21 protein-coding genes, 1 tRNA gene and 1 pseudogene are annotated in these 19,982 nt (G+C 35.9%); 9 read left to right on the top strand and 14 right to left on the bottom strand.

Annotated features, from left to right (window positions below):
- Nucleotides 1-20 precede the first annotated feature (20 nt).
- The 6 genes from ACQKN4_RS18020 to ACQKN4_RS17995 form a co-directional block, all read right to left on the bottom strand.
- Nucleotides 21-1,046: a polysaccharide deacetylase family protein gene (locus tag ACQKN4_RS18020; protein WP_240518271.1), complete on the bottom strand. Its 1,026-nt coding sequence runs from the start codon at nucleotides 1,044-1,046 to the stop codon at nucleotides 21-23.
- Nucleotides 1,034-1,738 carry a hypothetical protein gene (locus ACQKN4_RS18015; RefSeq protein ID WP_427484397.1) on the bottom strand — a complete coding sequence of 235 codons (705 nt, stop codon included), beginning with the start codon at nucleotides 1,736-1,738 and terminating at the stop codon, nucleotides 1,034-1,036. Before ACQKN4_RS18015 ends, ACQKN4_RS18020 begins: the two co-directional genes overlap by 13 nt.
- A gap of 22 nt (nucleotides 1,739-1,760) precedes the next feature.
- Nucleotides 1,761-3,443 (bottom strand): GNAT family N-acetyltransferase, encoded by a 1,683-nt coding sequence (locus ACQKN4_RS18010; RefSeq protein ID WP_427484396.1) that lies wholly within the window; start codon nucleotides 3,441-3,443, stop codon nucleotides 1,761-1,763.
- A complete protein-coding gene (locus ACQKN4_RS18005) occupies nucleotides 3,436-4,530 on the bottom strand; it encodes a glycosyltransferase family 4 protein (protein ID WP_079561451.1) in 1,095 nt (364 codons plus the stop codon). Before ACQKN4_RS18005 ends, ACQKN4_RS18010 begins: the two co-directional genes overlap by 8 nt.
- 47 nt (nucleotides 4,531-4,577) lie before the next feature.
- Nucleotides 4,578-5,213 carry a sugar transferase gene (locus tag ACQKN4_RS18000; protein ID WP_427484395.1) on the bottom strand — a complete coding sequence of 212 codons (636 nt, stop codon included), beginning with the start codon at nucleotides 5,211-5,213 and terminating at the stop codon, nucleotides 4,578-4,580.
- 222 nt (nucleotides 5,214-5,435) lie between these two features.
- Nucleotides 5,436-5,879: an SACOL1771 family peroxiredoxin gene (locus ACQKN4_RS17995; RefSeq protein WP_079561449.1), complete on the bottom strand. Its 444-nt coding sequence runs from the start codon at nucleotides 5,877-5,879 to the stop codon at nucleotides 5,436-5,438.
- A 301-nt stretch (nucleotides 5,880-6,180) separates the two neighbouring features.
- Between ACQKN4_RS17995 and ACQKN4_RS17990 the strand changes: the two genes are divergently transcribed.
- Nucleotides 6,181-6,870, top strand: coding sequence for an NUMOD4 domain-containing protein (locus ACQKN4_RS17990; protein WP_427484394.1), 690 nt, complete (start codon nucleotides 6,181-6,183; stop codon nucleotides 6,868-6,870).
- 393 nt (nucleotides 6,871-7,263) lie between these two features.
- Here ACQKN4_RS17990 and ACQKN4_RS17985 read toward each other — a convergent pair whose 3' ends face one another.
- Nucleotides 7,264-8,961 (bottom strand): GNAT family N-acetyltransferase, encoded by a 1,698-nt coding sequence (locus tag ACQKN4_RS17985; protein WP_427484393.1) that lies wholly within the window; start codon nucleotides 8,959-8,961, stop codon nucleotides 7,264-7,266.
- A 281-nt stretch (nucleotides 8,962-9,242) separates the two neighbouring features.
- Nucleotides 9,243-10,931 (bottom strand): FAD-binding protein, encoded by a 1,689-nt coding sequence (locus ACQKN4_RS17980; RefSeq protein ID WP_427484392.1) that lies wholly within the window; start codon nucleotides 10,929-10,931, stop codon nucleotides 9,243-9,245.
- A gap of 298 nt (nucleotides 10,932-11,229) precedes the next feature.
- Between ACQKN4_RS17980 and ACQKN4_RS17975 the strand changes: the two genes are divergently transcribed.
- Nucleotides 11,230-11,916 carry a ZIP family metal transporter gene (locus ACQKN4_RS17975; RefSeq protein WP_240518274.1) on the top strand — a complete coding sequence of 229 codons (687 nt, stop codon included), beginning with the start codon at nucleotides 11,230-11,232 and terminating at the stop codon, nucleotides 11,914-11,916.
- Nucleotides 11,917-11,955: 39 nt separating this feature from the next.
- On the opposite strand, the gene ACQKN4_RS17970 is transcribed toward ACQKN4_RS17975, so the two are convergent.
- Both ACQKN4_RS17970 and ACQKN4_RS17965 read right to left on the bottom strand, forming a co-directional pair.
- The gene (locus ACQKN4_RS17970) at nucleotides 11,956-12,978 is read right to left on the bottom strand and encodes an S-layer homology domain-containing protein (protein ID WP_427484391.1); all 1,023 of its coding nucleotides are present in this window, start codon (nucleotides 12,976-12,978) and stop codon (nucleotides 11,956-11,958) included.
- 496 nt (nucleotides 12,979-13,474) lie between these two features.
- The gene (locus ACQKN4_RS17965) at nucleotides 13,475-14,059 is read right to left on the bottom strand and encodes a M15 family metallopeptidase (RefSeq protein ID WP_427484390.1); all 585 of its coding nucleotides are present in this window, start codon (nucleotides 14,057-14,059) and stop codon (nucleotides 13,475-13,477) included.
- Here ACQKN4_RS17965 and ACQKN4_RS17960 point away from each other — a divergent pair.
- From ACQKN4_RS17960 to ACQKN4_RS17950, 3 genes and pseudogenes are all read left to right on the top strand, one after another.
- Nucleotides 14,024-14,254: pseudogene (locus ACQKN4_RS17960) on the top strand (LexA family protein); the annotation flags it as partial. The gene ACQKN4_RS17965 and the pseudogene ACQKN4_RS17960 overlap by 36 nt on opposite strands.
- 323 nt (nucleotides 14,255-14,577) lie before the next feature.
- Nucleotides 14,578-15,063 carry a hypothetical protein gene (locus ACQKN4_RS17955; protein WP_427484389.1) on the top strand — a complete coding sequence of 162 codons (486 nt, stop codon included), beginning with the start codon at nucleotides 14,578-14,580 and terminating at the stop codon, nucleotides 15,061-15,063.
- Nucleotides 15,064-15,219: 156 nt separating this feature from the next.
- Nucleotides 15,220-16,119 (top strand): 3-hydroxyacyl-CoA dehydrogenase, encoded by a 900-nt coding sequence (locus ACQKN4_RS17950; protein ID WP_427484388.1) that lies wholly within the window; start codon nucleotides 15,220-15,222, stop codon nucleotides 16,117-16,119.
- Nucleotides 16,120-16,228: 109 nt separating this feature from the next.
- On the opposite strand, the gene ACQKN4_RS17945 is transcribed toward ACQKN4_RS17950, so the two are convergent.
- The 3 genes from ACQKN4_RS17945 to ACQKN4_RS17935 form a co-directional block, all read right to left on the bottom strand.
- The gene (locus tag ACQKN4_RS17945) at nucleotides 16,229-16,429 is read right to left on the bottom strand and encodes a hypothetical protein (protein WP_079561441.1); all 201 of its coding nucleotides are present in this window, start codon (nucleotides 16,427-16,429) and stop codon (nucleotides 16,229-16,231) included.
- Nucleotides 16,430-16,432: 3 nt separating this feature from the next.
- Entirely contained in the window at nucleotides 16,433-17,017 is a 585-nt protein-coding gene (locus ACQKN4_RS17940; RefSeq protein WP_079561440.1) for a sigma-70 family RNA polymerase sigma factor, read from the bottom strand.
- Between the two features lie 140 nt (nucleotides 17,018-17,157).
- Entirely contained in the window at nucleotides 17,158-17,403 is a 246-nt protein-coding gene (locus ACQKN4_RS17935; protein ID WP_079561439.1) for a glutaredoxin family protein, read from the bottom strand.
- Between the two features lie 134 nt (nucleotides 17,404-17,537).
- Between ACQKN4_RS17935 and ACQKN4_RS17930 the strand changes: the two genes are divergently transcribed.
- The 4 genes from ACQKN4_RS17930 (at nucleotide 17,538) to ACQKN4_RS17915 (ending at nucleotide 19,378) form a co-directional block, all read left to right on the top strand.
- A tRNA-Cys gene (locus tag ACQKN4_RS17930) sits at nucleotides 17,538-17,606 on the top strand.
- Between the two features lie 41 nt (nucleotides 17,607-17,647).
- On the top strand, nucleotides 17,648-17,821 hold the full coding sequence (locus ACQKN4_RS17925) for a YvrJ family protein (protein ID WP_016993736.1): 174 nt from the start codon (nucleotides 17,648-17,650) through the stop codon (nucleotides 17,819-17,821).
- A gap of 488 nt (nucleotides 17,822-18,309) precedes the next feature.
- Nucleotides 18,310-18,561, top strand: a complete 252-nt coding sequence (locus ACQKN4_RS17920) for a hypothetical protein (RefSeq protein ID WP_079561438.1) — start codon at nucleotides 18,310-18,312, stop codon at nucleotides 18,559-18,561.
- Between the two features lie 532 nt (nucleotides 18,562-19,093).
- Complete coding sequence (locus ACQKN4_RS17915) at nucleotides 19,094-19,378, top strand: hypothetical protein (RefSeq protein ID WP_079561436.1); 285 nt, start codon at nucleotides 19,094-19,096, stop codon at nucleotides 19,376-19,378.
- Nucleotides 19,379-19,421: 43 nt separating this feature from the next.
- Here the strand turns inward: ACQKN4_RS17915 and ACQKN4_RS17910 are convergent, their stop codons facing one another.
- Nucleotides 19,422-19,919, bottom strand: a complete 498-nt coding sequence (locus ACQKN4_RS17910) for a GNAT family N-acetyltransferase (RefSeq protein WP_079561435.1) — start codon at nucleotides 19,917-19,919, stop codon at nucleotides 19,422-19,424.
- Nucleotides 19,920-19,982: the final 63 nt, after the last annotated feature.

Genomic DNA, 19,982 nt, shown 5'->3' with positions numbered 1-19,982 from the left:
GTTTTTCACCTCACTGATTATTAGTCTTCACCGATCGGGCTTTTACGGGATATAGATTGGCAAAGCTCTGCGACCTCGTGCATCGTATAGCTTTGAAAGTTATATTGATGACGTAATTCCTGATAGTACTGTAAAAGTTCCTCAAGCATTGCTAAATTTTTTTCTATGTTCTTGCCAAAATTATGAGGGTGCCACCATAAATGATAAAAAGCTTGAGACATTGCAGCTGCATGCATCCCCTCTTTTATACGTTTAATCTTGAAGCCTTCAAAAAACCGTAATGGGCTACAATAAGGTCTTAAAAATGCACTTGAACGAATGTTAATAAAGGGATCCTTTTGCATTTCTTCTAGTGTTACTAGATGATTTCCTGTTACATTCACATAGCTATCCAGCCATTTTTTCGCCCCTAATAGTCGACCTTTTTTTGTGAATTTTTGAGGGTCGTATAACGGATGTTTTTCATTTCCACGATAGCATATAAACCCTACTTCCTGACATGCTGGGAAATATGCTTCATTCACTTGATTTCGCGGAAAAACAATCGATTTCGCCGGTGCGGTATATTCTTCAGAAATCATTGCAGTTGCGTGTAAATCTGCACGAAAATCTGCTTCAGTTTGTCCACTTTCTAAACAGTAAAAATGTGAAAATGTATGACTTCCTATTTCTTGATGTGGTGTATGTTTAATTTTATCAATTAAGGATTTGCCGAAATGTAAGAGGTCATCCTGCTCATCTTCTCCTACTTTTGCAAATTGTGTATGTGCTGCATAATGCCTGTTTGTATATTTTACAGGGATCCCTCTTAAGTAGTGAGCCATTTCTGCTTTCGTTTCTGCAAACAATAGACCAACCGTGGCCCAAGTCGCATGAATGCCATATTGTTCAAACAACTCTAGTATTTTAGGCAGTGCCTCACGCACACCATATAAATTTTTATTGTATTGCCCGTACTTAAATACATCGTGGACACCCCAATTTAGCTCAAAATCCAATGATATAACAAGTCCTCCACGATTCACTTCAATTACTACTTCCTCCATTTTTGCACGCCCAATAACATTGCACGTATTTTTGATTGAGTAATGTAGCCAGAGTATACATCGACGACTTGTCCACCGAAGCCTTGCTTAAATGCACGAACATTTTGGTCATCCGTTAGCTTCCCCATATCATATAAGCTAAAGCCCTGTTCCTTTAAATGCAATAAATTGTGCCATAGTAAAAAACGATTTGCATAACGAACTGGTCTTTTTAAATGATCTGGCACCGATTGCGAATGACAAGTCGCTACATAATAGGACATTGCTTTTTTACCGTATACAATATCGAGTCTATAGCAAAGTGTTTGTCCACAAATACTTCGAATCTCAGACAACCATAACGCTCCTTTATCTTTTAAGAGCGTAATAGCTTCCATTTGAGACTTACTTATGAGCTCGAGTTTTTTCCTTTTCGCAAAATTATTATAAAACTGTTGAAAGGCTCGTAAATTTTCATCTGATGGTTCTTTATAAATAAAAACTTGATAGGACTCTTTTTGTGCACGACGAAGTATTTTTCGATTACTTTCGGAAAGAGCAAGATACAATGATAACTCACTATCTGTCAGGTGAATATGAACCGTTTCACTTTTAACAAGCTTACGGCTCGGTACAAGTGAATTTGTATAGCCAACGACCTTCATTGATTTTCTAATATTGGCTGGCTTTTCTACAAAATAAAAATGCTGCATTGCGATATTCCATCGCTTACTTTTAATGGACAGAATGAACATCGCCCCCACTCTCTGTGTATTTTTCTACATGATTTCGCTCAAAACGAGCACATTTAAAATGTTTCATTCGAGAAATACGTTTATAGCCTAGCTGCAATAATCGTTTACGCTTTCGCCAGTGCCAAAAGCTTGCAGTAACCCAAAGTGTTTGTGCAGGTTTCATTTTTTGGAAAAAGGCTGTGATAATATCGATATTTTTATAAACATCATAGGTTAAAAAACATGTCTGCTTCGGCAATGCTTCAACAATTTGCAATTCATCTACACGCCAGTTCACCGCATGTAACGCAAACGCAGGCTTATTCGTTGCTGCAAAAGAATCTTTATAAATAGTGTATCCCTTATAAAATAAAGAAATAATCTCCTCATCATCGAGTTGCATCGCCTCCTGAATCGACAACTCCTCAAACAAATCACCTACAGGCCGATGCGGTGTCACACTATTTGATGGGGATAATTCATACAAATCCACTTGCTTAAAACGAATAAATCTTTCTACGAATAGTTGTCCATATTCTAGCCAATCTTTCACTTTTCCATACTTTACTAAGTAACGTAATTGACCTAGAGTGTTGCGTTTCCATTCAACAATACGGTGATTGCCTTTTAATAATTCCTTTAGTCGTTCCTTCAGCGTAAAACGACCCGCCAATAGCTTTGCCCGTTTCGTACCACTACTTACGAGCATACGCCTTGTAAAATCAATATTAGAGCGCCAATCGAACTTATACGACTCATAGCCAATACTCATATCGAACAAGCGATAGTCTTCAGAATAGATCCGCTTGATCGTTTCCTGATTCACTAATCTACCCGGCCCAAATATATTAAATGTCGGCTCATGCGCAAGTGCATAAGTGACATAACGTCCTCGACAGCAAATTCCATAGGTAAAGGCAATCCATTGGTCTTCAAAAACAAGTGCGTCTACCTTGGCTTGCAACGCCTCCCCTTTAAGAAGCGTTAACTGTTCGAAGAAATCCTTTTTCTTGCCTTTCGTAAAATCACTTGTGTCTATTTTTTTTGCCCATCGTCGATTAAATAATTTAAACATTTGCCAAAGCTCGTCCTGTGAAGGTATTTTCCTCGTTAATATGCCTAATTTCCGTAGCTTCCGTTCTCTTCTATCCACACCATGCATTTTTCTACGTTGATTGAAATAAGTATGAAAATCTATATCGCGAAAGGCGAGATACGGTGTTACTACACGAAAAATACTCGGGCGTAACTGCCTTTCAACAAAATATTGCTCGATAACCTTTGTAGAGTCTTTACTTTCCAATAATCCATGAAAGGAAAATAGTAGATGTTTATACTTTTCAATGAGCTGATCAAATACAAAGGTGGTAGCAGAAAACAACCATTCTTTTTCCGCTACAACACCGGAATAATTTGCAATATTTTCTCCAGCAAAGGCATAAATTCGTACTCCCCATCGAAGTCGAACCGTAAAGGGGAAAAAGGCAATGATTGTACCATTTTCTTCAACAGCATAGAGTTCAATGCGCTCTCTACGCCCAACAATTTGCCACCAGTTATAAAACCAAGCAAATTCTATAAATGGATTATCATTGCCCTCCGCTTCTAAAATTCCATCCCAAATATCCTTGTACCACATAAGCTCATCATCTGTTCGAATGCGAATTAATTGCAAATTAATCACCTTTCTTAACGGACTCTGATACAGCTTGTTCGTAGACAAATAGAGTTTTCTGATACATTGGTAGAAACGTATAATCCCTTAAAAATCTACGTTCACTTGCGTCCCCCATTTTTTGACGACTGTTCTTATCCATCAACAGTTGTTTAAGCCTGTTCTTTAATAGGTCTTTATCATCTCGGTTAATTAAAAATCCATTCTCATTATCAGTAACTAACTCATTGACGCCACCTACATTCGTGGCAATAATCGGAAGCCCTGCTCGCATCGCTTCAATAATTGAGATCGGTAAGCCCTCCCAATCTGATAGCAAAATAAATAAATGACTTTCCTCAAGCAAAGAGGTGACATCTAATTGATTGCCCAAAAATGAGACACGATCCGTTAAACCTTTAGTAGCAATAAATTGTTCTAAATTAGGACGTAATGAGCCATCACCTATTAATTGAAGGCGCCAAGGTATATCAGAAAGCTCTGCTAAAGCCTCTAGCAATAAATCCTGTCTTTTTGGCACTTCAAAACGAGCAACCATCACAATTAATGGATGCTCCTGCTTCTCTCTATTAGGTGCTACTTGCTTCTCTATTTGGTCAATGCCATTATGAATCGTCAGCATTTTATGAGCAGGAGCAATTTTTTTCGTTAATGCTAACTTGCGGTCATATTCAGATACCGTAATAATTTTAGCTGTTAACGGCTGAACTGATTTTTCCATTCGACGATACACCATCTTTTTTTTATGTGGTACGCCTTCGGTAAAACTCCAGCTATGGGCTGTAAAAACAGTAGGAATATGTAAAAGCCTACCTACTACACGTCCAATTGCTCCTGCCTTTGATGAATGGGCTGCAATAATATCTGGTTTTATTTTTTTAAATGCGGTTCTTAATTGCCAAAAGGTTTGTAAATCCTTTTTTAAGTGAATCTCCCGCTGCATCGCCGGGATACTAATAACATCAATTTTTTCTTCTTGAAAACGCCACAATGATGGATCATAATGGCCCGTTACAATTGTTACCTCGTGAGCATCTTGCTTCAATTTTATGGCAAGAGCCTCCACATGCTTTTGCGCTCCGCCAATCTTATCCATCCGTGTAATAAGCTGAACGATTTTCAGTACCTAACACTCCTTAATATTTAATAAGCACCTGTTCTCGCTAAAACTACGAAAAGTGTTTTGATGATAATTTTTATATCCATCCAAAATGAATATTTAACAACGTATTCTAGGTCATATGAAATTTTTTGTCCGTGAGAAATATTAGAGCGGCCGTTAATTTGAGCAAGCCCTGTTAAACCAGGCTTCACTTCTAAACGTCGTGCCTGTAAAGTGTTATAAGCATTTGTAATGGTTGGAACTTCTGGCCGTGGTCCAACAATACTCATATCCCCTTTTAAGACATTAATGAGCTGAGGAATTTCATCAATACTTAACTTCCGAAGAACAGCCCCAACCCTTGTAATGCGTGCATCCTGTTCGGTTTTAAAATAAAAATCATCTGGAATTCCGTCAGCACACAATCTTGGCATTTTTACCGGAACTGCCTGTATGGTCATTGTCCGCAGCTTCCAAATAATAAAGCGCTGATGTTCCTGTCCAGTACGGATTTGTTTAAAAAAAACAGGGCGACCTGTACTAATGAGTAGAATGAGGAAAACTACTAACATAAGAGGAATGGTTATGAAAAGTAATAGGAGTGCCCCCACAATATCAAAAATTCTTTTTCCGATTTTACTATAAAATGTTTTAGTCTGAGCTAACTGCCCGTGCAATACATCATCCTTTGCATTTTTTTAGCACTTAACTTTATATATTCATTTGGGACATTTATAGAACTACTTTTGATAAAGCATTTTCATAATAAAATGGTAAAAAGGGGTTCATCACCATGACATGGGTTGATTTCCGTTCCTAACTTTTGTGGATGCCTCAAAAAAGGAGTTTTTTCAAAACTAGTTTGAAAAACTCCTGCCATAAATGGATATGTTCAAATGTTACCCTTGTATTATTTGTACATCACATGCAATGTGAACATTGCCTTTTAATGCCTTACTAATCATACATGTTTGTTCAGCCTTCTCCGCTAATCGATTAATTCTCTTTTGTTCTCGCTCCGTTAAATTTTGTACAACAATTTTCGGCTTATGGACGATTCGCTCATAAGTAAAAACACCATTCGTGACATCTACATAACCTTCAGCTTGCATAGTCAAATCCAACAGAGCAACCTTCGCATTTTCAAGTAATGCAGCAAGTGTAATTAAATAGCACGTCGCTGCCGCTCCGAGCAGCATTTCATCAGGATTTGTCCCAACCCCTGGTCCATTCATTTCTCGAGGAATAGAAATTTTCGTATGAAGATTGTCCGCAACAATCGTACCAGTCCCATTTCTCCCCTCCGACCATTTTAAATTCATATTAAATAAATGTTGAACCATAATAAAATCCTCCTTTTGGTTATGTGGGTATGATTAGAGCGGTTACCCGAGCAGTTCCACACGCTCGGAACAGTTTTCTTGATTACCCGACAATTCTATTACCTACCGAAACAGTTTGCAAGGTTACCCCAAGCGACTCATCGAAAGCGCCCAGCCGGAACGGAAATCACCCCCACACTATGTCGATAATCAATTTTCTTTGAATTATTAATGCAATAATAGAACAGCAAATATTTAAGAAAAACAGAGAAGCTGATTTTATGGTAGAATAGAAAAAACGATTCTTTAGGAGATTTAAAAAATGATTTTAACAAAGCAACAAGCAATACAAGCACTTAAAAAGAACAAATTTATCGGTTTTACTACTAAAACAGGAAATATTATTATGAAAAAAATGAATAAAACCGATTATAATATTTTCGTATTTGAAGAAGGTAAAGATAAACCAGTGCGTTATGTAGGCTCTATTATGAACATAATGGCTACAATGAGCGACAAAGCTTCTAACAAGGATTTTGTCATTATGGAACAGCTTGCACCTCAAAATAACGAAGAGGCTACGACTGTGGAGACAGAGGAAGTTAAAGAAGTAGCTACGCCTGTAGAAAAAGAAGAAGTTAAAGAAGCTACTAAGCCTGTAGAAAAAAATGAAGTCAAAGAAGCACAAAAAGAAAAGAAAGAAAAAGTAGAAAAAACAGCTGAGATTAATGAAGAAAAACGTGCCATTTCAGGTTACGAAGGCTTATATGAAGTTACAGCGAGCGGTCGAATCATTAATGTGCGTGTAAATCGTCCATTAGCTCGATGCAACGATGAATATGGTTTCCATATTGTTCGACTAACAAAAGAAGGTACTGCTTCAAGTCACAATGTGTTTGAACTTTGGAAACAAGCATTCCCTGAACTTGAGCAAACTAATTTTAAAGGTGCTCTAAAAGCGAAATATGGTACAGGCTGCAAGCTTTCTGATAAACCAGGTATACACTTTTAATCATAAAAAATCCCTAGCGTCATTGACGCTAGGGATTTTTTTATCAATTATGCCTCGGCATAATTGCGTCTGGAATCGGCTTTGTGCTTTGGCCTGCACGAGGGCCGACACGATGTCGGTCATTTCGGTAATACCACAGGACGTGGCGTTTTTACCGATGCAGGTCAGTTAGCCGTTATCGCATGGATGCGATGTTTTTAGGCTAGCATCCCCTAAGAACTCCTTTCCGATTCCGTGACATCCGCCGGAGGCTTTAGGCCAACGAGATGTTGGTCACTCAGTCATTGCCACAGGACGTGGCGTTCTTTGACTGAGTTCCTCTATTTCAGCCGGTGTTTGGACACCTGTATCTGTAACTACGCATTCGGTACAAAAGACATTTGCTGAAAGAAGTTAGATTAATAAAGGTAATAGTGCTAATTGCCATAGATGGTCAATATTTTGCCCTTGTGATTGAAGATATTTTAACCAATTGTTTTCTTGGCGGTATATCTTTTTCTTTTTAAATAATTGAATTATTTTTATCCTCTCTATCCTTTGAAAACCTAATTGCGCTAGCTCTCTACGTCTTTTTCTTTCATACCAATAAACGGATGTACAGACGGCTATTCCTTCCTTCTGCACATTGGCAACAACATCGGACAGCTGTTGATTTTTTTCTTTAATGTAGGAAACATTTGATGGAAGCTTGAGTGTAAATCCTGTCGCTTCTTCACGAAATAGTTGATCATGTCTTACATAAGCTATTTCATCCGCGCTATTTCTAAAGATCCGATAGCCTTTATGATAGTTTGAGACGTAATTAGCACGACCCTCCCATGCCATCACATCCTGAATAAACACTTCATTAAAATTGGATGTAGTTTTACATTGTCCATTGTTAGCAACATAAATATCAAACATATGAACAGCTATCATGCAATTAATTCCCTTTTTGAAACAATGGAACCAATCCTTTAGTCGGGCATTTTTTAAAAAATAGCACAGCTCCCCTAATCGATTTCGCTTCAATTTCACGAGCTGGTGATTATTCTTTAATTGACCTTTCAATCTGTCTCGTAAGACCATCATGAATCGTAAAATACGCTCTCTTTTGCCGTTTGTACTCATTACAAATTTTCTTGAAAAATCAACATCTGTATACCACTCAAACTTGTAGGGCTCATAACCACTGCCTAAATCATAAAAACGATAGTTTTTGGCGTGTGCTTTGAGCATATTTTCTCTCTCGATTATACGACCAGGTCCGAACATATTAAAATCAGGTTCATGTCCCATAGCTTGGCAAAAATTTCGATCTCTACAGCAAATATCGATAGTAAAGCCAATCCAATATCCTCCAAACTGGAGACTATCGATTTCTACTCGGAACGCGTTACTTTTCTCCTTTGCCAATCGCTCAAAAAAGAGTCGTGTTTTAGCTTCTGTAAACCCACTCGTATCGAGTTTCTTCCGCCATCTTCTCGCAAACAAATCAAACATGCCAGCTAGGCCTTCAGGATGTACCTCTTGAAAAGATACTTGACCAAGCACCTTTAACTTTTTTTCACGACGTTGAATCGATTTAAAATTTTTTCTATGCTTATGAAGAAAGTCCTCAAGCTTTATAGATTGAAAATCAATATAAGACGTGACCGTACGAAAAATAGAATGAGGGATCTGATGCTCTATTGCATATTTTTCTAATAGTTGAGATGTTTGTTCACTCTCTAACAAGCCATTTAACGCTATAATAAACCGACCATCTTTCTGAGAAAGCTCCTTTAGTAAGTATTTTATTGCAGGTTCCTTCCATTGCTTCTCTGCAATGACGTCCATATAAGTCGCAAACCCTTGTCCTAAAAAAACATAATACTGTGTACCACCTAATCGTTGACAACGAACAAACGGGAAAAAGGCTATCGCCATACCTTTATGTTCGACTATGTAAATCTCTACGTTGTCATGAACACCTAACGTCGTCCACCATGTCGAAACCCATTCAAATTCAATGAATGGATTATTATTTTTTTCACGTTCAAGTATTTGTGACCAAGTACTTTTATAGATCTCTAACTCTTCTATCGTTGTTACGAGTCTATAAGATAGCACGTGCATAATCTCTCCCTTCTAAGTTTTTTACAGCTCATCTCCATAAAGCGGGGATCTCCATTCCTACGTAGTGTCGCTCAGGCTCTGCACCAAAACTTATAGTTAACATGCATTTCGATAAATATTATCCCTATTTTTGGGTATGAACCAATTTTACACTTAATTGAATCTATATTCGTATCTATTAACTTATAGAACCCTTTATTCAATAATCAATTGAATGAAGATCAAACAAAAAACCTAAATCCAGTAAAATACTGAACTTAGGCATTATTACAATGTTAAACTTTTAATAAAGGCAATTGTTCCTTATTACCTTCTTTCGCCATATGCGTTGTTGCAATATAGCTTAATGTCATACCAGGGCCCAATGTTGCACCTGGTCCCGGATAAGTCTCTCCCATTATAGAGGCTGAGCAATTGCCTGATGCATATAACCCTTCAATTGCCGTACCGTCTGCCTTTAAAACGCGCGCATGCTCATCCACCACTAAGCCCCCCTTAGTCCCAATATCTCCTGGATATAAAGCGAGTGCATAAAATGGAGCATTTGTAAGCTCTGCTAGGTTCGGATTCTTCAAAGTAGGATCTCCATAATACTTATCATAAGCACTATCTCCTCGAAGGAAATCTTCATCTCGGCCATTACGAGCAAAGGTATTGAAACGCTCTACAGTTTCCACTAAATTCTCCACCGGAACATTCATTTGCTCTGCAAGCTCTTCGATTGTTTGTGCACTTTTCACTACGCCGTTATCAAACCAACTTTTTGGGAAAGCTTGGCCTGGAAATAATCCTGTGAAAATATAACGGCTCTTTGCTGTTGCATCGATGACGATCCAAGAAGGTATAGCCTGATTTGTTTCTTGATGATGAATATACATATTATCTACAAATTCATGATAAGGTGCCGCTTCATTCAAATATCGTTTCCCAACACCATCCACAACTATCATATTAGGCACTCCGCGGTCTGCAACAAGGAAGAAAGGTTGCCCTTGTGGATCAATAACGGAAGGAGCTCCCCATACTTTATCCATTAAATCTAGCGTCGCCCCTATTTTCACACTTGGTTCGATAATATCTCCCGTTTGTCCCTCTGGCGTAGAAGTCCATTTTGAGTTTGTTGGTGCCGGCAAATATTTTTCGCGATATGCTTGATTATGAGAAAATCCACCTGAAGAAAGGACTACCCCACGTTTCGCCTCAATCCGCATCTCCTGCCCATCTCGTACAACTACAATACCGGTCACTCGATTATTTTCAACTATAAAATCTTTAAATGCAGTCGAGATCCACAGTTCTCCATTCGCTTCTGCAAGTGACATTCGTAAACGAGCAATGAGCGCTTCCCCTAATGCAACAGGCAGACTTCCTGTTAATTTCGATTTCACTAATCGTAAGCCTAGTTTTAATGCAGTTGTTTTCCCTTTTGTCGTACGTCTAATCATATTTACCTTATGAAACTCAGAGCTATTCATCGTAAAACCTTTAGTGGATAATGAAGAACGACGCATCGTATCTACTAATGCCCCCATTTTCTTCAAATCAAAAATAAGTGGCTCAATCGACCGTCCTTGAGGGAAGCCACCTGGTTTTTCAGGATAATAATCCGAATAACCTTTCGCATATTGGAAACGCATATGCCGAGTATGATTATTGAAATACCTTAACATTTCTGGTCCTCGTTTAATATAAGCTTCCTTTAAAGCCTCTGGTACACGATCACCTATAGTTGAATCTAAGTATAAACGCGCTAGTTTATGTGTATCAGGAACACCTTCACTCTTAATCACATGATTATTTGGAATCCATAGTGCTCCACCAGACAAGGCAGATGCCCCTCCATAACGCTCTGTCTTTTCAATAACTAATGATTTCATCCCATGTAGCTTTGCTGTCAGACCTGCCGTTAGCCCTGCTGCGCCTGAACCTACTACTACCACATCATAACTCGCATCCCATTTCATACTTCCATTCCTCACCTTCATTAGTAGTTACTAAATCAATGAATCTGGTATTACTACTAAAAAGTATAAAATTTAAACAATATTCAGTCAATTCGATATCACCAACATGTCAATGACGCAAAATTCGATAATAAAACGACAAAAAGAGATTCATCGAAAAATGATCTTTTAATTTTAGTAATGAATACAATGAATCTTTTTCTAAAAACTGACTATTATCATATTCGTTTCTATTTAGCATATATTTTAAAACAGCTTAAAGTATATATAGGGTGGAGGAATTTTGCAGTTGAGTGCAATGATACTTGGTGGTTTTCTATTTTTTAGTGCTAGCATTGGAGGAGCCCTAGCTTGGGTATTCTCAAGGCTATTTCAACATACAACGCATGGATTATCATTATTATGTGGCGGATTTTTAGTGGGCTTACTTGTAGTAGACGTCATTCCTTCTTCTTTTCAATTATATAATTCACTAGGCCTTATACTCGGAATTTTGATGGGCTATTTAATATTTGAAATACTGAATAGTGTATTTCACACTTCACATACACAAAATCCCTCTGTATCACTACTTGCCATCGCTATCATTATCCATACGATTCCGATGAGCCTTACTGTCGGACAGTTACTAGGGAAATCCGCATTAAGTATTGCAATAACAGCTTCCATTATTCTACATCATCTACCAGAAGGCTTTGCACTTTCAACAGCATTACTATCACAGGGAGAAAAGCTATGGAGACTTTTTATTTATTTTGTAGCATTTTCGATTTTCTTCAGTATTTTTATACAGATCGGTCAATATTGGCAGTTATCCGATAATGCACAAGGCGTACTAATGGGTGTATCGATTGGGTTAATCGCAACCGCCAGTATTTCAGAATTTATTTTGCATCATATTCGATCAGTATCACGAACATCCTTTATAGCATATATTTTATTAGGTTATTTATTAAGTCACGTATTTCATATGCTAGTCGAATAAAAAAGCAATCCACCAAATATGTGGATTGCTTTATATTAATTACTCAGCATCATCAAATAACGCTAATGTTAGTGTAAAAATTTTAGAGAACTCGGCACGTGTAAGATTACCTTTTGGATTAAATTGACCGTTCACTCCATCAATTATACCTAATTGCTTTAATAATCCGATAGATTCAACAGTTTCTTGACGCATTTTACTTTTGTCTGTAAATGGGTTATTTTTACTAACCTTACTTACATCATAGTCCGTTCCTTCTATATATCTTGCTGTTACAAATGCCATTTCCTCACGTGTAGCAGGTTTATTTGGCTCAAAATTAGCACCATCAAAAATATCAAGTAAGCCATATGCCTCTAAAACCGCTACTTCTTTTGCACCTGCAAAATTCCCCAAATCCTTATATGAAGCAGGACCTTCATAATCTTCCTTCACATCTAATCCAGAAGCACGGAAAATCATAGAAGCTAATTGTCCGCGTGTTACTTTTCCGTTTGGATTAAATGTTGTAGCAGATGTACCATTAATAATGTCAAATTGATAAAGTACTTGGATATAGCTCTCAGCCCAGTGACCTATAGAATCTGTGAAGTAACCGCCTGGTTTTAAATCAATAGTTTCATCTCGGAATATCTCTTTAATAAACTCATTTAATTCTTCCTTATCTAAAGGTATCCATTTTCCTTTAATCAAAACTTCTCCTTTAAATGAATTCCCAGATGGAGTAAATTTTACTTGCATAGCGTTACCGTACAACTCTTTAAATTCTTTTTGTTCCTGTGGAGTCATTGTAGGATCTATTGCCCACTTTGCTGTAATACTATTTTTTGTTGTTACAATACCACGATGATCAATAGCTAATTCGGAAATTAACAGTTGTTTATAAAGGTCCTGGTAAGTCAATGATTGCCACGGAATAACTACAGCAACTTCTTGTTTTGGATGGATAATGCTAGCAACATTTAAATTTTCTCGTACTTGTTCTTGTGCATTTGCTTGTAATCCAAAACCTCCTGTAAAACATGCAATACTAAGTGCACCAGCTATAAGTGTCTTTTTCATTATTAATCTTGCCCCTTTCAATTCATAAATTTAGTGTACTAAAACAACTGTTAGTAAATCTATAAAATTATGTAAGTTATTCAAAATTATAAGAAAGTCCTATTTTTCATAACGTAAAAAATTACTAAATCCCCATGTAAACCCAGAGAACATATTGCATATTTCTACTATGCATTATGGAGTTTTTTCAGTAAATCCAACGTATTGTATCATTATTTCTTATTTTGAATTAACACCCTATTATAAATATGCTTTATCCCTCTTATTAAATTATGTAGAAAAAATAGTAAACTTGTTCAATCTTTATTAGGTATAAAGAATAGTAAATATGAATATATTCCCAGTCAAAAAGACTCTAAAGAAATAGCAGAGGGTAAAACTATGTAGATTGTGGGGCTAAATAATGGAGAATCATTTGATATAAAATCTCTTTGCTAAAAAATAAACCTACGCCAAGCTAATGAACATCGCCATTATTTTGGCGGTGTCTTTAAAACTAATTAGCTCGACGTTGCTGAATTGTAATATACAGACCTAATAACCGATCAGTTGTCATTACACCATTTTTTAAATCTTTTAAATGCGAATCTTGAATAATACCTTCTTTAATTGCTTGCGCTATATAATTTTCTGTTTCTGTGCGCATTGTTGGTGATGCAGGATTCCATACTTGTGTCACTTTGTTGTCCTCCTTCTTGTCTTCTACAAGTAATTGCACTGTTGTTTTGCTACTGCTAGGAACGATTACTTGACCTTCTAACTTATAACCTGTTGGCATTTTCCAAGTTGATTTAACTTCAAAATGTGGTCGGTCAATGCTACCGATCCAATCCCCGCCCCATGTAATGCCAAGCTTGCGAGCGATGGTACCTACTTTATTAAGTGTAGCTACATCATAAAGTGTTTTTGGAGGACCAACGGCAATATCCCAAGCTAAACGACTGCTATGGTTGCTTTTAAGCGTCCAAGTAACGACCTGCCCTGGTCGAGTACGTCCTTGGGCATATAAATAATTTTGTCTTTCTTGTGAGCGATATGTTTCGGAATACCAAATGGCTCTAAGGTTTTGATTAGAGAGCAAAGTGAAGTTGAATACGGGGAGATAGCAGCTGTACTTGTAAACGGAGATACAGAAGCAACTCTTAAGCGTGTAAAAAAACAAGGTAATACCATTTTACTTATGCCAGATAACCCAAAACATGAACCTTATATAGTAGACCAAAATAATCCGGCAAAGATTATTGGAAAAGCGATCAGTTTTAAAGTTACACTATAAGTAGCATGTGAAATTTTGTTTAGTGCAAGGGCAGCTCGAGAGCTGTTCTTTTTTATAGCATAAAATTTCAGCTAGATTGTAGTTCTATTTTATTCTATATATTAAAATATTTGATAAACAGAAGAGTTCGATCTAAAGAAAGGAGTTTTTTATAATTGGTAAATACCCTTGTAAATATATTAGTCCTTATTACTCTTATTAGTATCATTATGATAGTTGTATTTCTTCTTCTTGCCGTTTTCCATTTCATCAAATTGGACAGAATTAAAGCTCTGAAAATGCTGAAATTTACTGCGATTCCCATAATCTTTATGATTTTATGTATGTTAGCCTATTGGGATATTTCCCCTGAATATGAAGTAAATAAAGCAAATGTAGCTAATACGTCTGAAAAAGAGCCTGTAGCTAAAGTAGAAACAGAAGATGTAACTTGGCAGGATAACGTAAAGGAAATTGCGTCTCTTAATAGTCCTCCTACTGAAAAGTTCGATACAATTGTAGCCTACGCTAAAAAGTATCCAGCTACAAAGGCTGAAATCAAAGAATTCGAGGATTACATTATTGCCGAATATAAAAACAAAAAATATTTGGCAGACGTACAAAATGATGAATATATGCTAGGAAATATTTTTAAGTCAACTGTAGTGAATAGATATTATGGAGAGGAAGAAACACCTATCAACGATTTTGTCTTTGGGTTTTATCAAAATTCTAATTATACTTTTAAGGGACTCGAATCGACTAATAGTAATGCAATAAAATATAATGAACGCCAAATGGATAATGCTTTAGTAGCTATTGAAAATTAAACGTCACTCTATGGCGTTTTTTTTATTGTTATGCTCCCGGAAAAATTAATGCAGCTTTGAATTTTTTTTATCATTGGCTATCATTTGATTTTTCAAAATTGAAAGGAGTAGTATGGGATTGTAATAAGGAAAAAAATAACAAAGGAGGAATTTAGGATGGATTATCAAAATATTACCGTTGCAGGTAGCGGTGTTCTAGGTAGTCAAATTGCTTATCAATCAGCTTTTAAAGGATTTAATGTAACAGTATACGATATTAATGATGAAACATTAAAAAATGCACAAGATCGTATTACAAAATTAAAACCGTTATACCAAAAAGATCTAGGTGCAACTCAAGAAGAAGTAAATGCTGCTTATGCACGCTTATCATTTAAAAGTGATTTATCGGAAGCCGTTGCAAATGCTGATCTTGTCATTGAGGCGATCCCAGAAGTTGTTACAATTAAAACAGAATTTTACACAAATCTTGGTAAAGTTGCCCCTGCTAAAACAATTTTCGCAACAAACTCTTCAACTTTATTACCAAGCCAATTTGCAGAAGCAACTGGTCGCCCAGAGAAATTTTTGGCGCTTCACTTTGCAAATACGATTTGGAAAAACAACACAGCCGAGATTATGAAACACCCTGGCACTGATATGAACGTATTCGATGAAGTCGTAAAATTTGCACTTGCAATCGGCATGGTTCCACTACCGTTATATAAAGAACAACCAGGCTATATTTTGAATTCATTACTAGTTCCCTTTTTAGATGCTGCTGAATCACTACTAGTAAAAGAAATAGCAGACCCAGAAACAATCGACAAAACATGGATGATCGCAACAGGAGCACCACTAGGTCCATTCGCAATCCTTGACATTATCGGTATTAATACTTCCCTCAACATTGTAGAAGCGAAAGCTGCTGCTACAAATGATGAAAGCTTGAATAAATTAGCTAACCTTTTAAGAACAAAGTATATCGAAAAAGGCAAACTAGGTCGAGCATCAGGCGAAGGCTTCTATAAATATCCAAACCCAAGCTTCGAAAAGCCTGATTTCCTAAAAGGCTAATCCATTAATAAAACGATGTACATAATATCTTTACTATGTACATCGTTTTATTTTAAGGTGTTGGAATTTAGGTTGCCGGGTGGCCACTCGAGACAACCGAGTATAAAGTTCACGAGAGAATATCCCAAAAACTAGGGGCATCCTGAAAATCTACTGTTGCAAGCTTTTCTATAATTTTCAATTTAATTTCTTGTTCCAAGTCTTCTCTTTCCTGAAAGTCGGTATTGTGCAAACATTGTTTTATTTTCGGTATGAAATTCTCTATAATCGTTAGCGTCTCTTCATTGTATCGATTTTCTAAAATCGCCATAAACTATTCCTCCTTTTCCCTGAGTGTAGTTTTGAGTTTATTTAAAGCCTTCCGATGAAGGTTTGATATATTCTGTGGTGTAGTTTGTAATGTGTGAGCTATATCTTTTATAGAAAGCTCTTTTACATAAATCATCTCTAATATTTGAAGCTGTTTAACCGTTAGTTTTTGCAAAGACTTTAAAAGCAGTTCATCTTCAATATTGTCCAATAATCCTCCACCAACTAAATAATCCAGTCCCGTTCCAACGCTTGCATCTTCCATTAGCTCTTTCGCGGTCGTGCCACCTTCTTCTGATAAGCCCTTATCTAATATTAATAAAGCACGATTTTGCAGCCTTCTCCTTTTTTTATCAAAATCTAAGCTAAAGAAATAAATTAAATTACTGACATATTTGATTTTCCTAACATTTATATAGTGCAATTGGAAAGATTCATCGACAAGTTTCTTATTATGTTCGGTTGGATATAAAATCGCCTGTTGCACCAAATAAAGATTATTGGAATCCGACAAAAAGCTTTTTATGATTGGATTGTTAACCTGCTCATTATTTCTATAGAAGAATTCCTCTACTTTTTGATTCTCCATTTATTATCCCTCCAATATATCCGCCTTCTTTCTATTTAAAGTGAATGTCGTATCTATATTATAAACCAAAACGAGAACAAATGTTCTTAAAAGGAGTAAAAAAATCACCTTTTATACAAAAAAAGGTGATTTAATCCAACTCATTCAACTACTAATATAGCTTTTATTTTTTCTGGCTGATAACCAATAATTCTCTCTTCTTTATGATCAGCGACTAATAAAGTAAATGGGATAGCGCTACTATTAAATTGCTTAAACTCCTTTAATACGTGCTCTTCATTAATATCTTTATTAATATAAGTAATATTATTTCCCTCTAACCATTCCTTCAACCTAACACAATATTGACATCCATCGCTTGAATATACCGTTATATCATACTTCATCTTAGAGACCTCCTTTTTACTATAAAGAGGACAAAAACATAAGAAATGAAACCAAGACAAAATAATATGTTTTTACTGAAAGGTTGTTTTTAATATAGAAAGATCCTCTTTACATAGTACAGTTACAATTTTGCTGATATAGCCAAGCGGTAAGGCAAGGGTCTGCAAAACCTGGATTCTCGGTTCGAATCCGAGTATCACCTTATATTACTAATTTGGAGTAAGAGGGAGGGTGATTTACATTATGACACCAGAAAATGTTCCAATTTGGATTAGCCTAATAGGAAATTTTGGATTCCCTATTGCTATTACAGTCTATCTATTCATTCGCTTTGAAAGGAAAATAGATAAATTAGAAGCGGTCATCATGGAGTTATCTGAAGTTATTAAATCTCTTAATTACAAAAAAGGAGGGTAATCCACATAGAAATTGAAAAATTAATGGCCTGTTACTGTAAAGCAAGAGAAGTTCAATCATTTTATACAAATTGTTTAACGAATGACAGTCTGTCTCTAAAAGAAAGCGACTTACTAATAAATCTTATACAAAATTCCAGTATTTCTTCTAATTTATTGAGGGAATATTGTCAGATTCATGCTAATGAAATATGATCTATTAACAAAATAAACCCACCAAGTATTCTAGGTTAAGAAATACCTAATTTTATTTGGTGGATTTTAATTTTAAATAAGTGATATAAGTGCCGAATTTGACTACGATAGCAAAACAGGTAAAGAAAGGTTTATTTGATACGATAAAAACTGTAAATAAATAACATATGTGGTATAGTTGTAATAGAGTCAAACCTTAACATTAATTATGTTAAGGTTTGATTTTGTATAAGCTAAATTCATGTAAATGTGTAGTCAACTTTTATATTCTTTACATACAAGGGGCGGTGCTATTTGCAAAGAAAAATTTTTACGTATTTATCAATAACTTTCTTGTTTTTAACATTTCTTATTGGATTAGCTCCACAATACATTCTGGAAATTAGCTTAACAATTCCATTTATTTCAGGAATTTCAGGATTAATATTCGCTATTTTAGGGATAAAAGGGCCCACTCGTATGATTTTAGTCGTCCTAAATTCGTTTATATTAGTAGTATTTATTTGGATTTATCTAATGGCTTTTTATGGATTTAATGAACCTTAAAAGAACCAAAATTTATTTTTAGAAATCATAACTATTAATATTAGTGAGGGGAATTTTATGATAGCCTACAAAAGAATAGCTATACTATATCTTCTTATTATGTTCCTTAGCATTTTTATCGCTACACAGATGGACAGTATATTAACTGGTGTGTTCATTCTTGCTTTTATGTATTGGTTTTTTATTGGCCTTCCATATTTATTACAAGAAAAAGTGAAGTTTTTCGAGATATGTTGGAGTTGGTTAACAAGAGGTGAAAGAGTAGGTCCTAAAAGCTAAAGAGATGTATCTATTGAGTTTACTGAATATTACGACTAACGATACGTATCCTGTTCTGCCCCGAAAATGTTAGACATTTACTAACATTTTCAGGGTATTTTTTTGCTAGCTGAAAATATAGAAATGGCTATCATTTAACAAATGATGATAAAGGTAATCCCGGGATCTACAAGGACACTTATAAATAAATTCTTTATCAGATTTTTATTTCATGCATACTATACATCAAGAAGAGGATCGATTGGAGGCAATTATGATTAGCAACAATAAAATTGCATCGACCAATATCGTGCTGTCAATTTTACTTGTTCTAGGTATCACCTATTATTATTTTTACAATCAATCACCCATACAAATTGAACGATTAGGTCATTTAGGGTTTTGGCTAGCATTCCCTTTATCAATAATTAATATAGTACTAAGTCTAAAGCTATTGAAAAATAAAACGAGCAACGCTAGCAGCTACGTCGCTTTTATGATTACTGTGATTATTTTAATTACTGCTTTGCTTTCATTTTTTCTTTGGGGATCTCCATAAAAATTAAAGCTCCAATGGCTAAAAAGCTATTGGAGTTTTTTCATTAAAGAAACAAAACCATATAATCCTCATCAAAATATTGCTGATCTATTTTTAATGCCTTCTTCTCCGTCCCAAAAACCTCAAACCCTAAAGAGGAATACAGTCTCTTCGCTGAAGCATTCGTTGACACAACTGTTAAATTAAGCTGCTCAACTCCCTCTAACTCTTTTGCCTTATTAATTGCTTCAACCATTAAATGCTTGCCAATGCCAAGTCCACGCTTTTCGGGAGAAACATAAACGGCATAGATACCTGCTTTATGGTTTAGCTTAAGCATACTTTCCTGAACTAACGTCGCTACGCCCACTAATTCTTCTTGATCAAATACCCCTATCGTATAAGAACTCTGTGATTTTAATCTGCTGGCAATCAGCTCGATCGGAGAATCCTTTTCCTCCTCAAAGCTAGAACCAAATGCCTCTGGATTATGTTGTAATCCCTCTAATCGTAATTTCTGATAGGCTTTAGCATCTGTAGCTGCTAAACGTCTACTATTCATTCGTTCCCCTCCTCCGATATTTTTTATTTTTATGACAATTATAAATAATGTTTCATGTACTTT

Source organism: Lysinibacillus sp. NPDC093692 (assembly GCF_050280125.1).
In the GTDB taxonomy this organism is placed as follows: Bacteria; Bacillota; Bacilli; order Bacillales_A; family Planococcaceae; genus Lysinibacillus.
The sequence above is the reverse complement of the archived record's forward strand: the minus strand, read 5'-3'. Positions and strand labels throughout refer to the sequence as shown.

What these genes read in the sequence shown, in the direction of transcription:
- ACQKN4_RS18020 (WP_240518271.1), bottom strand. Translation starts at nt 1,046, where the DNA reads ATGGAGGAAGTAGTAATTGAAGTGAATCGTGGAGGACTTGTTATATCA.
- ACQKN4_RS18015 (WP_427484397.1), bottom strand. Translation starts at nt 1,738, where the DNA reads ATGCAGCATTTTTATTTTGTAGAAAAGCCAGCCAATATTAGAAAATCA.
- ACQKN4_RS18005 (WP_079561451.1), bottom strand. Translation starts at nt 4,530, where the DNA reads ATGGATAAGATTGGCGGAGCGCAAAAGCATGTGGAGGCTCTTGCCATA.
- ACQKN4_RS17995 (WP_079561449.1), bottom strand. Translation starts at nt 5,879, where the DNA reads ATGGTTCAACATTTATTTAATATGAATTTAAAATGGTCGGAGGGGAGA.
- ACQKN4_RS17990 (WP_427484394.1), top strand. Translation starts at nt 6,181, where the DNA reads ATGATTTTAACAAAGCAACAAGCAATACAAGCACTTAAAAAGAACAAA.
- ACQKN4_RS17980 (WP_427484392.1), bottom strand. Translation starts at nt 10,931, where the DNA reads ATGAAATGGGATGCGAGTTATGATGTGGTAGTAGTAGGTTCAGGCGCA.
- ACQKN4_RS17975 (WP_240518274.1), top strand. Translation starts at nt 11,230, where the DNA reads ATGATACTTGGTGGTTTTCTATTTTTTAGTGCTAGCATTGGAGGAGCC.
- ACQKN4_RS17970 (WP_427484391.1), bottom strand. Translation starts at nt 12,978, where the DNA reads ATGAAAAAGACACTTATAGCTGGTGCACTTAGTATTGCATGTTTTACA.
- ACQKN4_RS17955 (WP_427484389.1), top strand. Translation starts at nt 14,578, where the DNA reads ATGTTAGCCTATTGGGATATTTCCCCTGAATATGAAGTAAATAAAGCA.
- ACQKN4_RS17950 (WP_427484388.1), top strand. Translation starts at nt 15,220, where the DNA reads ATGGATTATCAAAATATTACCGTTGCAGGTAGCGGTGTTCTAGGTAGT.
- ACQKN4_RS17945 (WP_079561441.1), bottom strand. Translation starts at nt 16,429, where the DNA reads ATGGCGATTTTAGAAAATCGATACAATGAAGAGACGCTAACGATTATA.
- ACQKN4_RS17940 (WP_079561440.1), bottom strand. Translation starts at nt 17,017, where the DNA reads ATGGAGAATCAAAAAGTAGAGGAATTCTTCTATAGAAATAATGAGCAG.
- ACQKN4_RS17935 (WP_079561439.1), bottom strand. Translation starts at nt 17,403, where the DNA reads ATGAAGTATGATATAACGGTATATTCAAGCGATGGATGTCAATATTGT.
- ACQKN4_RS17925 (WP_016993736.1), top strand. Translation starts at nt 17,648, where the DNA reads ATGACACCAGAAAATGTTCCAATTTGGATTAGCCTAATAGGAAATTTT.
- ACQKN4_RS17915 (WP_079561436.1), top strand. Translation starts at nt 19,094, where the DNA reads ATGATTAGCAACAATAAAATTGCATCGACCAATATCGTGCTGTCAATT.
- ACQKN4_RS17910 (WP_079561435.1), bottom strand. Translation starts at nt 19,919, where the DNA reads ATGAATAGTAGACGTTTAGCAGCTACAGATGCTAAAGCCTATCAGAAA.